7 protein-coding genes are annotated in these 12,561 nt (G+C 66.0%); 5 read left to right on the top strand and 2 right to left on the bottom strand.

What is annotated here, in order from left to right:
- Positions 1-8: 8 nt before the first annotated feature.
- Together ACHFFA_RS07770 and ACHFFA_RS07765 are read right to left on the bottom strand one after the other, a co-directional pair.
- Positions 9-3,119 (bottom strand): DEAD/DEAH box helicase, encoded by a 3,111-nt coding sequence (locus ACHFFA_RS07770; RefSeq protein WP_394270273.1) that lies wholly within the window; start codon positions 3,117-3,119, stop codon positions 9-11.
- A gap of 220 nt (positions 3,120-3,339) precedes the next feature.
- Complete coding sequence (locus ACHFFA_RS07765; RefSeq protein WP_394270272.1) at positions 3,340-5,724, bottom strand: TonB-dependent receptor; 2,385 nt, start codon at positions 5,722-5,724, stop codon at positions 3,340-3,342.
- A 112-nt stretch (positions 5,725-5,836) separates the two neighbouring features.
- Between ACHFFA_RS07765 and ACHFFA_RS07760 the strand changes: the two genes are divergently transcribed.
- The 5 genes from ACHFFA_RS07760 to glpD all read left to right on the top strand — a co-directional run bounded on the left by ACHFFA_RS07760 (position 5,837) and on the right by glpD (position 12,539).
- Positions 5,837-6,460 carry a TetR/AcrR family transcriptional regulator gene (locus tag ACHFFA_RS07760; protein ID WP_394270271.1) on the top strand — a complete coding sequence of 208 codons (624 nt, stop codon included), beginning with the start codon at positions 5,837-5,839 and terminating at the stop codon, positions 6,458-6,460.
- 130 nt (positions 6,461-6,590) lie between these two features.
- Complete coding sequence (locus ACHFFA_RS07755) at positions 6,591-8,879, top strand: glycosyltransferase family 4 protein (protein ID WP_394270270.1); 2,289 nt, start codon at positions 6,591-6,593, stop codon at positions 8,877-8,879.
- Positions 8,854-10,167: a glycoside hydrolase family 130 protein gene (locus tag ACHFFA_RS07750; protein WP_394270269.1), complete on the top strand. Its 1,314-nt coding sequence runs from the start codon at positions 8,854-8,856 to the stop codon at positions 10,165-10,167. The genes ACHFFA_RS07755 and ACHFFA_RS07750 overlap by 26 nt, the downstream gene beginning before the upstream one ends.
- Before the next feature lie 12 nt (positions 10,168-10,179).
- On the top strand, positions 10,180-11,052 hold the full coding sequence (locus tag ACHFFA_RS07745) for an S-methyl-5'-thioadenosine phosphorylase (RefSeq protein ID WP_394270268.1): 873 nt from the start codon (positions 10,180-10,182) through the stop codon (positions 11,050-11,052).
- Positions 11,049-12,539 carry a glycerol-3-phosphate dehydrogenase gene (gene glpD / locus ACHFFA_RS07740; protein ID WP_394270267.1) on the top strand — a complete coding sequence of 497 codons (1,491 nt, stop codon included), beginning with the start codon at positions 11,049-11,051 and terminating at the stop codon, positions 12,537-12,539. Before ACHFFA_RS07745 ends, glpD begins: the two co-directional genes overlap by 4 nt.
- The last annotated feature ends 22 nt before the right edge of the window (positions 12,540-12,561 follow it).

The raw sequence follows: 12,561 nt of genomic DNA, 5'->3' as shown, positions 1-12,561 counted from the left end.
ATGCCCCATCACGCAGAGGCTGCCGCCACCTTGCGACGCGCCGGCGCCGGCGCGGCGACCAGCGCATCGAGCGCGTCGGCGGCATCATCAAGGGGGCCGACATCTTCGTGCCGTTCCGCGATGATGCGTTCGCTGCTTTCGCGCTGACCCTTGCCGGGCTGCAGCATCGCGTCAGGGCGGGGGGTGAAGGCGATCCCGCCCGGCCCGACCTGTATCCGGGCAATGCCGAGGTCGCGCGCGGCCAGAGCCAGCCGGCGGGTCGCGAGCAGGGTCAGCGCCGCGGGCGGAAGGGCGCCGTATCGGTCCTCCAGCTCGTCGGCGAAGCGATCGAGTTCGGCAACATCCTCGATCCGCGCGAGATGAATATAGGCGGCGATCCGCGCCTCCTCGTCGACGATCCAGTCCTCGGGAAACAGCGCGTCGGCACCCGCCGTGATCTGCGGCAGCGGCGGGATCGGGGGTTCGCCGGCAAGCGCCCGCAAGGTTCGGGTCAGCAGGGTCTGGTAAAGTTCCAGCCCGATCAGCTTGAGGTGGCCCGACTGGTCGTCGCCGGTAAGGTCACCGGCACCGCGCATGTCGAGATCGTTGGCTGCCACTGCGAATCCTGCGCCGAGCGCCGAATGGGCGACCAGCTGATTCAGCCGGCTGCGGGTCCGCTCGCTCAGCGCCGTTCCCGGGGCGCTCAGCATCAGGACGTGGCCGCGCCGGGCCGAACGGCCGACCCGCCCGCGCAACTGATGCAGCTGACCCACACCGAAACGGTCGCATCCGGCGATCACCATCGTGTTGGCGCGCGGTACGTCGAGGCCGGTTTCGATGATGCTGGTGGCAAGAAGGATATGCCCCTTGCGCGCCGCGAAACCGATCAGGGCCTCGTCCGCCTCGGCCGAACCCATCTTGCCGTGCACCGTCACGACCTCGAGATCGGGGACGAGCTTCGCCAGCAGGTGTTCCATGCCGGCCAGATCCTCGATCCGCGGCACGACGACGAAGGATTGGCCGCCGCGCGCATGTTCGCGCAGCAACGCGGCCCGTACGGCCGTTTCGTCGAAATCCGCCAGCACGGTCTGGACCGGTACCCGGCGGGCCGGCGGCGTGGTTATCAGCGACAGCTCGTTCAGACCTACCAGCGCCGCCTGCAGGGTGCGCGGGATCGGCGTCGCGCTCAACCGCAGGATATGTCCCGATCCCAGCTTTTCCAGCCGTGCCTTCTGCGCTGCGCCGAAGCGCTGTTCCTCATCGATGATGACGAGGCCTAGATCGGCAAACCGGCTGTCCCTGGCGGCAATCGCGGTCGTGCCGACGACAACCTTCGCACTGCCATCCACCAGCCGCGCGCGCGCCGCCTTCTGCTCGGCGGCGCTGTTGGCCCGGCTCAGCGAGACGACCTCGATCCCGACGCGCTTGAAGCGGCGGGTAAACTCCTCGAAATGCTGGCGGGCGAGCAGGGTGGTCGGCGCGATCAAAGCGACCTGAGCGCCAGATAGGGCGACGGTCGCCGCGGCGCGCAGAGCCACCTCGGTCTTGCCGAAGCCGACGTCGCCGATGACCAGGCGGTCCATCGGCTTGCCCGAGGCAAGATCGCTGCGCACGGCCTCGATCGCGGCCCGCTGTTCGGCGGTTTCGCTATAGGGAAAGCCATCGACGAAGCGTTCGTATTCGGCCGTGTCCTGCTCGAAAACCGGCGCTTCGGCCTTGCTGCGTTCGCGCGCCAGCGCGCGCAGGTGCCGTGCAGTCTCGGCAATGGCGACATCGATCTCGCCCCGTCGCTTCTGCCAGCTCTTGCCGTCGAGGGTGTCGAGCTTCACCGCCTCGCCGTCACTGCCATAGCGCCACAGCTTGCCGGCCTCGGCAATCGGCACCTGGCGGATCGCACCCTTGGCGTATTCAAGCTCGATCACCGCGCTCTCGCCATGATCGGGATGGGCGAAACCCTGCACCCCGCGCAGGATGCCGACGCCGAACTCGTCGTGCACCACCGCATCGCCAAGCCGCAGCGCAATCGCCAGCGGATCGGCCTCAATCGGGCCGGAAAGCGCATGCTCGCCTTGCGCGCGCGAGCCCAGCAGGTCCGCCGCCGCCATCAGTACGATGCCGTCCTGCACCGTGCCTTCGTCGAGCGGGACTTCGATCAGTCCGCGGACCGTCTCGCTGGCGATCGCTTCGGGAAGGCTGGCGTAACGCGGCAAATCTTCCGGCAGCATTTGCGCCAGCCTGCGGGCGAAGAACCGGGTATCGCGGGCACTGCCGGCGACGATGACCTTGCGCCCTGCCTTGCTTTCCTGGGCGAGGAAGGTTTCGAGCGCCTTCAAAGGCCTGCGCCTCCCGGCGAAATGCGGGGTATCCTCGCCGCTGGCGATGACGGCGGTTTCGTGCGCAGCCAGCGCCTCGTCCCACGCCCGTGCCGAAATCCGGCGGACCGCGCCGCCCGGGTCGATGTCCTTGGCGAGATCAAGCAATCGCGCGCGCGCGCGGGCAAAGCCCGGGTCGATCAGGATCGTTGCGCCCGGTGCATGATCAAGCAGAGTGACCGGTTCGGTCGGCACCGGCGGCTCGGCGGCGATGCCGAAAGCCGTGCGCTCGAGATCCTCGGTGCTGGCCTGCGACAGCGGGTCGTAACGGCGTAGCGAGCGGACCTTGCCGTCCTCGACCTCAATCCGCACCGGACGCGGCGCATCGACCGGATAGACATCGAGCACGGCTCCCGCCTCGCCGACTTCGCCCGGCTCGTCGATCCGTTCGTCGGTGCGGTAGGCGATCCCTACCAGCTGTTCGCGAAAGGCGGCAAGGTCGATCGGGTCGCCGACCTTGAGCACCGGCGGCTGCGCGCGGTAGGCATCGGGCGCGGCGTAGGCGGGGACGCTTGCCTCTGCGCCGCAGATCAGCACGGGCGCGGCGCCTTCTGCGAAGGATGTGCCCATTGCATGGAGCGTCGCGACACGCTGACCGGCATTGGCGGCCGATGCGCCCACCGCTTCGCCGGGGAGGGCGTCGCTCGAGGGGCAGTAATGCACCCCTACTTCGGGAAAGGCATGACCTGCCACCAGTGACAGACGTTCGGCCGCATGGTCGGAAGCGACAAGAACCACCAGTGGCTGCTTCCCAACGTGAGCGGCCATGGCCAGCAGGCAATCGGCAATGCGGATCAAGCAGGGGAACTTTCGTCTGGCAGGATTCGCGAAGAGTATCGCGCTGTTCCCCTCAAGACTGCGATCGCCGAAATGTTCCGCAGTGAACCATTGTTAATGGTCGGCGCCGGGTCTGCGATCCTACCAACGAAACGGCCGCCGCATCCCGGTGGAAGCGGCGGCCGCAATGCCGTTACGTGTCCGACGCAGGTCAGTAGCGCAGGCTGGCGGTCACGAAGACCTGCCGCGGGTTGCCGTAGAAAGCCGTTAGCGTACCTTCGCGCCCGAGCGAGGGAATAGGATAGCCCCCGGCGCCGAGCGGGATTTCACCGGTCCTCGGATCGGCCACGATAAAGGTGTAGCCGCTGGTCTTGTACTGCTTGTCGAGCAGATTCTTGCCGTAGAGGCCCAGCGACCAGCGATCCGACGGCGCGGTATAGACGATGCTGGCATCGACCAGGGCATAGCCCTTCTGATCGATGTAAGGGTTGGGGATCTCGAACTGATAGGTCTTGCTGCGGTAGGAAACCGTCGCTCCCAGGTAGAGATCACCCTCGCCCATCGCCATGTCGTAGCTTGCCGTTCCGCTGGCCGTGAACTTGGGCGTGTTCTGGACCTCGCGGAAGTCGGATACGTCGGTGGGCGTGTTGTTGATGTTGGTGATGTATTCATCGTACTGCGCGTCGATGTAACCGAGCGAGCCCGACAGGTTGAACCCGCTGCCGAGACGCGCGCTGGCTTCGAGTTCCACGCCCTTGAACGTCGCCGCCCCGGCATTGGAGACGACCCCGCAGAAAGACGGAGTCGGCTGCGGCGGAGTGCCGACCTGGATGGTGCAGGCGACTGAGCCGGGGATCTGCACGTCGGTATAGTCGGCATCGAAGGCGGCGGCGGCGACATTGACCATACCGTCCATCAGGCTGCCCTTGTAGCCGATTTCGTAACTATCGACCTTTTCCGGCGCGAAGCTGAGGAAAGCGGAGATTTCATCGTCCAACCGCACGCCGTCACCGTCGAGATCGGGGGCGTTGGTGCCAACGCCGCGCGGATCGAAGCCGCCGCCCTTGAAGCCCTTGGAATAGCTGGCGTAGATGTTGTGATCGGGCGTCGGCATGAAGCTGATCGATGCCCGCGGCGTGAACTGCTTGTACGTGCGCGAACCGGAAAAGTCCGTGCTGGGCGCGCCGAACGGCACGCCGGCACCGCCGAAGAAGGGCGAGCCGCCGCCAAGGTAGTTCTGGCGCAGGATCTCTGCATGGCGCTCGTCCCAGGTGTAGCGTCCGCCGACCGAAACACTGACCCGGTCGGTAACGTCGAAGGTAAGGTCGCCGAAGATGGCATAGGTCTCGGTATCGACATTGGCCTGGGTGAACGCGGTAAGGCCGGCAAAAGTCGTGAAGATACGCACGTCGAACAGCGTGTCGGCCTTCGCGTCGAGGTAATAGAAGCCGAGCAGGCCGCTGAGCGGTCCGTTGTCATACAGGAACTGGACTTCCTGGCTGAGCTGCTCGTTGAAATACACCCCGGGCACATCGACGTCGACCGCCGGCAGCGCATCGAAATCGATCGGGCTGTAGCTGTCGTCCTTCCGCCAGGCGGAGATCGAGCGAAGAGTGAGGGCGTCGCTCAGCGAAATTTCGGCGTTCACGGCAAAGCCGTAGGATTCCACGTCCTGTTCCGGGTCAACGAGACCGCCGCGGGTGTCGTAGACATCGTCAAGCACAGGCGCGCCCGACAGCTGACCCGGGATCAGCCGGTGCCCGCCACGCGGATCGCTGGTGTCCTTGGTGTAATCGCCGCTGATCCGGACGAACACAGGCTCGCCGTAGCCGCCCATTTCCATGCTCAGCCGGCCGGCCCAGATGTCCTTGTTGTAGTTTTCCGCGCCCGTGGTGAGGTTTTCTCCGAATCCGCCGCGCGACAGGCGGGCGACCGAGCCGCCGAGCCGCACCTGATCGCTCAACGGGCCGGATACGGTGACCACACCTTCGGCCTGATCGTAGGTCCCGTATGTCGCCCGCGCCGAAAGCGAGAATTCCTGCGGCATGCGGCGCGTCACATACTTGACCGCCCCGCCGATCGTGTTGCGGCCGTACAAGGTGCCCTGCGGTCCGCGCAGGATCTCGATCCGCTCCACGTCATAGATGTCGAGCACGGCGGCTTGCGGGCGGTTGAGATAGACATCGTCGAGATAGATGCCGACGCCCTGCTCGAAGCCCGAGACAGGGTCCTGCTGCCCGATACCGCGAATGAATGCCGACAGCGTCGAATTGGTCGCGCGGCTTGCCTCCAGCGTGACGTTGGGCACGCTTTGGGCGACATCGGTGAGGTCCAGCGCGCCGCGGGCGGCCAGTTCCTCACCCGAAAGGGCGGTGACCGCGATCGGCACGTCGATCAGCCGTTCCTCGCGGCGGCGAGCGGTGACGATGATCGTGCTCTCGGGCTCGTCAGCGACGGTAGCGGTGGCGGTGGCGGTGGTTTCAACTTCGTCCGGCCCGGGCGCCTCCTGCGCCAGTGCCGCCGGCGCAAACAGCGCCGTACCCGCGACACCGCACAGCAGTGCTGCAACCGAACCGATCCCAGAATAGCGCATCATCATCTCCCATCCTTCTTGTGCCGCTTCGATACTGAAACATGAACCGGCTTTCAAGTTTATGTTGAGCGCTATCATCCGCTTGTCTAGCGATGTTGCCGAGGGAGTGGGCCGGATGCAGGAAAAACTGCGGATCGATGTGAGGGAACCGCGCACTAGTCGCGGTCGCAAGACCATGCGCAAGCTGCTCGACGCCGCGACCCGCGAGTTCGGCGAGCGCGGCTTCCACGATGCGTCCGTCAGTTCGATTACCGCCCGGGCCGGGGTCGCGCTGGGCACCTTCTATACCTATTTCGATAGCAAGGATGCCCTGTTCCGGGCGCTGATCTTCGATCTCAGCCAGCAGGTCCGCAGCGATGCCAGCGCCGCGATCGCGGGCGAAGACGATCCCCTCGCCATCGAACGCCGCGCGTTGATGGCGTTCCTGCGCTTCGCCTCGGCGCACAAGGAGATCTACCGCATCATCGACGAGGCTGAATTCGTCGATCCGGAGATCTATCGGTATCATTACACCACCGTGGCCAGCCGGATCATGACCCGGCTTCAGAGCGCGGGGCAGGCCGGCGCCTTTCGCGGCGACGTCGGCGAGATCGAGGCCTGGGCGCTGATGGGCATGAACGTCTTCCTCGGATTGCGCTTCGCCATCTGGCAGGAGGACGCCGATCCGCCGTTCCAGGACATTGCAGAAATCGCCAACCGCCTGATCGAACGGGGGCTTGCAGCACCGACTGGTTCGTAACGCCAACAGGCCGCAGCTCGCGTTTATGCTGCACTGCGGAACAAAATCCAAATTGCGCCGTATGATGATGTTGTCGCAACATTGAGGTCTCGGCATGAGCAGCAGGAAATCCGGGCAGCCCGCGCCCTTCATGCTCGTTGACGGTAGAGCGGGGTCCGATACTCCGTTCCGGGTCGCTGTGGTCGGGAACTTTCCCCCGCTGAAATGCGGTATCGCGACATTCACCAGCGATCTGGTGGAGCAGCTGGCGCTTCATCAAGCCGACATTCTTACCGAAGTTCACGCACTGGTCGACCGGGTGGACGAACCCGTCCCGCCCGGTGCCGGCGCAACGATCCTGCGGGACGACGCGCAGGCCTATCGCGGGGCCGCGCAGGCAATCAATGCGGCGGGTGCCGATGCCGTCTGGTTGCAGCACGAATACGGGATCTTCGGCGGCAACGATGGCGAACTGGTGTGCGAATTCGTCGACCGCATTGCCGCCCCGCTGATCGTGACGCTGCATACCGTCCTTCAGGAACCCTCCGCGAACCAGCGGCGCATCCTCGAGCACCTGATTGCGCGGGCCTCGCTGGTGATGGTCATGTCCGAGCATTCGCGCGACTTGCTGGCGCGCTGCTATGGGGCTCCCCACGAAATCATCCGGGTCATCGCGCACGGCGCCCCCGACCGACCTTTCGGCCGGCAGGACACCTTCAAGCAGATGCTCGGCCTCGAACGCCGCGACGTCCTGATGACGTTCGGTCTGCTCGGTCCCGGGAAGGGCTTGGAGCGGGTCATCGAGGCCCTGCCCCGCATCGCCGAGCGGCACCCGCAGGTGCTGTACCGGATCGTCGGTGCCACCCATCCCAATCTCGTCGCCCGCGAAGGCGAAGCCTATCGCGAGCGGCTCCAGTCCCTGGCGCGGACCCTGGGGGTCGAACGGCATGTCGAATGGGAGGATCGCTTCCTCGATACCGACGATCTGCTGGGCCAGATCGAGGCCTGCGATATTTACCTGACGCCCTATTTCAATCTCCAGCAATCGACATCGGGCACGCTCAGCTATGCGGTCGCGCTCGGCAAGGCGGTGATTTCCTCACCCTATGTCCACGCGCGCGAACTGCTGGCGGACGGCGTCGGTGTCCTGATCGAGCCGGACAGCGCCGATGCAATCGCTGATGCGGTCATCGCCCTGCTCGACGACCGCGAACGCCTCGCAGCAATCCAGCGCTGCGCCTATGACAAGGGGCGCACGACGATCTGGCCGCGCTTTGCGGCGCGCACCGCCGCGCTGGTGAGGGAGGCCGCAGCCGCCCCGCGAACCGCGCCTGGCGCGCTCCGCGCCCCCGCGGCTCATGGCTTCCTGGCGATGTGCGACGATACCGGCATGCTGCAGCACGCGACCGGCATCGTCCCTGATCGCGAGCACGGCTATTGCCTCGACGATAATGCCCGCGCCTTGATGCTGGCCGCGCGGATCGAAACCGTGGACGAGGGCCAGCGCCATATCCTCGCCACCCGCTTTGCCGCCTTCATCCAGGCCGCGTGGAACGAGGAGGCGCGGGGCTTTCGCAATTTCATGCGCTTCGATCGGCAATGGTCGGAGGAACTGGGTTCCGAAGATTCCAATGGCCGCGCGATCTGGGCGCTAGGTTACTGCGCCGCACACATCGCCGATGAAGGCCTGCGCCAGTGGGCGGCGCACTGGTACACCCGCACGATGCCCCATATGCTCGATCTCGGTTCGCCCCGGGCGGTCGCCTTCACGATGCTCGGCGCGGCGGCTTACCTGCGGGTCGATCCTGCCCACGGCCTGTCGCACAAATGCCTGCGCGAAGGGGCCGATCTTCTCAAGCGGCTGTTCGATGCCGGCCGCCGGCCCGACTGGGCGTGGTTCGAAGCAGTCCTCGGCTATGACAATCCCCGCCTGTGCCAGGCGCTCCTCGAAGCATCCGAAGCGCTGGACGATCCGGCGGCGCGCAGCGTCGGTCTGGAAACGCTGCGCTGGATCTGTGCCCAGCAAACCTCGGCCAACGGCCAGTTCCGGCCCATCGGCTCGGACAGTTTCGGGGCGGAGTTCGAATCGATGCCGTTCGATCAGCAGCCGCTGGAGGCCCAGGCCGCGATCGAGGCGGCTGCGCTTGCCCATGCGCTCACTGGTGAACCCCTCTGGCGCGAGCATGCCGAACGGGCATGGCTGTGGTTCTTCGGTGTTAACGATCGCGGCGCGGTGCTGGCCGATCCGCTGACCGGCCGTTGCCGTGATGGAGTGACACCGCGCGGGGCGAACGAAAACTGTGGAGCGGAATCGATCCTTGCCTATCAATTCTCTTACCTTTCGATGCTAGGTGCCTTCGCGCGCCCGGCCTATCCGGTACGTGCACAGGACAGGCAGACGGGAGCGGGAGATCATGTTGCGGTCTCAAGGGTCACTTAGGGATTGTCCGCTAAGCATTGCCGAATTGAGGTTGCATGCCGACCCGGCGCGGGTGGTGCTGCGGCCGTTCCATCTGGGGTGGCAGGCTCGCAATTCCCCGAGCGGCCGGGCCGAGCGGCTGGTCGAGGATATCGCCGCCCTTAGCGAAGCCGAGGTCGCGCGTGAATATGCCCGCGTTCAGGCCGATTTCCAGCCCCGGCACTGGCAGACCGACACGATGTTCGCCGAACGCTTCGCCGAGGTCGAGGACGCGCTCGAACTGGCCGGACGCGGATTTTCCGAAGAACGAAAGCGGCTGATCGGCGCCTATTTCTGCCATGAATACGCCTATTCGGCGGCGGCGCTGATGAACCCTTCGATCGTGCCTCACCCCGATCAGTCGGGACTGCGCGACGGGGCGTGCCGCTTCGTCATGTCGCTGCGTGCGGTCGGCGAAGGGCATATCAGCACGATCGGCTTTCGCGAGGGCATCATGCAGGCCGACGGGCGATTCGAACTGTGGCCGCAAAGCGCGTTTGCCACCTCGGTCGAACTGGAAGACGCCTCGCTCAGCGATGGTGACGAACGCGTGACCGTTTACCGGCATCCCGATTCGACCCTGTCCAACACCGTCATCTTTCCGATCACCGAACAGCAGCGCAACGGCCTCGAAGATCTGCGCATGGTAAGGTTCGACCATGGCGGGGGGGACTACGAATGGCTCGGCACCTATACCGCCTATTCGGGCTCGACGATCCGTTCCGAAATGCTGCGGACCTGCGACTTCAAGACTTTTACCCTGTCCGCCATCGAAGGCGAGGCGGCGCGCAACAAGGGGATGGCGCTGTTTCCGGAAAAGGTCGGCGGAGACTTCCTGATGATCGGCCGGCAGGACGGCAAGAACCTCTATCTGCTCCGCTCCGACCGGCTTGATCGCTGGGACGGCGAAGGCACCTTGCTGATGGAGCCGGCCTACCCCTGGGAATTCATTCAGATCGGCAATTGCGGCAGTCCGATCCGCACCGACGAGGGGTGGTTGCTGCTGACCCACGGCGTCGGGCCGATGCGCAAGTATGCGCTCGGCTGCGCACTGCTCGATCTCGACGATCCGTCCCGCGTGATCGCCCGCTCGCGCGAGCCGATCCTCACCGCGGTGGACGCGGACCGGGCCGGCTATGTGCCCAATGTCGTCTATACCTGCGGGATGATGAAGGTCGGCGAAGGCCTGCTCATACCCTATGGCATTTCGGACAGTTCGATCGGCTTTGCGACCACGACGGTGGCCGAGTTGATCGCCTATCTCGACTGAAGGCACCCCGGCATGAGCGAATGGACCATCGGCATCATTGGCGGCTCGGGGCTGTACGATCTTGCCGAGCTCGAGGATGCACAGTGGCTGCGGATCAAATCGCCCTGGGGCGAGGCGTCCGACGACGTGCTGTGCGGCCGTATAGGCGATGTGCGGGTGCGGTTCCTGCCGCGCCATGGGCGGGGCCACACCCGGCTCCCCGGGCGCGTCGATGCGCGGGCCAATATCGATGCGCTCAAGCGGGCCGGATGCACCGATATCCTGGCGATAAGCGCGGTCGGCTCGCTGTCGGAGGACCTGGCCCCGGGCCGCTTCGTCACCGTCGACCAGTTCATCGATCATACCCGCGGGCGGGCTTCCACCTTCTTCGATAATGGCCTGGTCGCACATGTCTCGCTGGGCGACCCGGTCTGTCCGCGGCTGTCGCGGCTGGCAGCGAGGGCGGTAGAAAGCGCCGGCGGCGCCGTGAGCGAGGCAGCGACCTACATCGCGATTGAAGGCCCGCAGTTCTCCACCCGCGCCGAGAGCCGGCTCTATCGTCACTGGGGCGCTGAAGTGATCGGCATGACGGCAATGCCCGAGGCGCGTCTCGCGCGGGAAGCGGAGCTACCCTATGCGCTGCTCGCGATGGTCACCGATTGGGATGCCTGGCGCGACGACGAGGCGGTGGTCGACGTGGGCGAAGTCATCGAACAGATGCGCCGCAACTCCGCGCTTGCCCGGGAGGCCATCGTGGCCTTCTGCCGCAGCCTGCCCGCGCGCCGGACGCCGTCACCGATCGACCGCGCCCTTGATGATGCAGTGATTACCGCGCCCGACAAGCATGACCGCGCGCTGCTCGCCAAGCTCGATGCGGTGGCCGGGCGGCTGTTCCGCGCGGGATGAGCGAAGCCTTCGATCTCCTCGTCATCGGCGGCGGGATCAACGGGGCGGGGATCGCGCGGGATGCGGCGGGGCGCGGACTTACGGTACTGCTGGCGGAAAAGGACGATCTTGCCGCCCATACCTCGTCCGCCAGCACCAAGCTCGTGCATGGCGGCCTGCGCTATCTCGAGCAGTTCGAGTTCAGGCTGGTGGCCGAGGCCTTGCGCGAACGCGAAGTGCTGCTGAAGGCGGCGCCGCATATCATCTGGCCGCTGCGGTTCGTCATGCCCCATCGCCCCGGGATGCGGCCGCGCTGGCTGCTGCGGCTGGGCCTCGCGCTTTACGACCGCATCGGCGGCAGGGGTTCGCTGCCACGTTCGGGACGGATCGACCTCTCCCGCCCGCCGCATCGCGGTATCCTGCATGAGGATATCGTCAGCGGGTTCGAATATTCGGACTGCTGGGTCGAGGATTCGCGGCTGGTGGTCGTGAACGCCGTCGACGCCGCGGCCCGGGGCGCGGTGATCGCCACGCGGACCGAATGCGTCGGCCTTACCCGCCGGGCGGACTGCTGGGACGCGCGGCTGCGCACCGCGCGGGGCGAACGGACGGTCACGGCGCGGGCGGTGGTCAATGCGGCGGGCCCTTGGGTTGACGCGATTGCCCGGCTCGCACTCGGGCAAGGCACGCCGGCACATCTCCGGCTGGTCAAGGGCAGCCACATCATCGTGCGCCGCGCCTACGCCGGTGAACATGCCTACCTGTTCCAGCAGCCCGACCGGCGCATCGTCTTCGCCATCCCCTTCGAACGCGACTATACCCTCATAGGGACGACCGACGTCGGCTTCGAGGGTTCGCCCGATACCGTCGAGGCGAGCGTAGAAGAGGCTGATTACCTGCGCGCCGCAGCCTCGCGCTACTTCCGCAGCCCGGTGGCCCCGGACGAAATCGTGCGCACCTATGCCGGCGTGCGCCCGCTTTACGAAGACCGGGCGAGGACCAATTCCGAGGTCACCCGCGATTATGTCTTCGAGCTCGATCATGGGGGCGGGGCGCCGATCCTCTCGGTCTACGGGGGCAAGATCACCACCTATCGCAAGCTGGCCGAACATGCCCTGGCACGGCTCGGCAAGGTCATGCCGATGGGTGGCGCCTGGACCAGAGACGTTCCGCTGCCCGGCGGCGACATGGCCGAAGGTGATTTTGCCCGCTTCCTGTGGCACACGAGCGAGCGCTTTGTCTGGGTGCCGCCCGAAACCCTTCTGCGGCTCTGCCGCGCGTATGGCACTCGCATCGACCTGGTGCTGGAAGGCGCATCGTCGCTGGCCGAACTTGGCCGCCATTTCGGCGGCGACCTCTACGAAGCGGAATTGCGCTATCTCGCCGCGCACGAATACGCGCGCTCCGCCGACGATGTGCTGTGGCGACGAAGCCGGCTGGGGCTTCATCTGGCCCCTGCGACTGCCGCGGCTATCGATGGCTGGTTCGCCACTTTGCAGGACGGTTGAAAAGGGGGCGGCGGCAGTCCAG

This window comes from Qipengyuania sp. (assembly GCF_043423005.1).
GTDB lineage: Bacteria > Pseudomonadota > Alphaproteobacteria > Sphingomonadales > Sphingomonadaceae > Qipengyuania.
Note: the sequence above shows the minus strand (reverse complement) of the source record. Positions and strands in the feature narration are given on the sequence as shown.

Excerpts from the sequence above, each read along its gene's own strand:
- ACHFFA_RS07770 (WP_394270273.1), bottom strand. The coding sequence starts at position 3,119 with ATGGCCGCTCACGTTGGGAAGCAGCCACTGGTGGTTCTTGTCGCTTCC.
- ACHFFA_RS07765 (WP_394270272.1), bottom strand. The coding sequence starts at position 5,724 with ATGATGCGCTATTCTGGGATCGGTTCGGTTGCAGCACTGCTGTGCGGT.
- ACHFFA_RS07760 (WP_394270271.1), top strand. The coding sequence starts at position 5,837 with ATGCAGGAAAAACTGCGGATCGATGTGAGGGAACCGCGCACTAGTCGC.
- ACHFFA_RS07755 (WP_394270270.1), top strand. The coding sequence starts at position 6,591 with ATGCTCGTTGACGGTAGAGCGGGGTCCGATACTCCGTTCCGGGTCGCT.
- ACHFFA_RS07750 (WP_394270269.1), top strand. The coding sequence starts at position 8,854 with ATGTTGCGGTCTCAAGGGTCACTTAGGGATTGTCCGCTAAGCATTGCC.
- ACHFFA_RS07745 (WP_394270268.1), top strand. The coding sequence starts at position 10,180 with ATGAGCGAATGGACCATCGGCATCATTGGCGGCTCGGGGCTGTACGAT.
- glpD (WP_394270267.1), top strand. The coding sequence starts at position 11,049 with ATGAGCGAAGCCTTCGATCTCCTCGTCATCGGCGGCGGGATCAACGGG.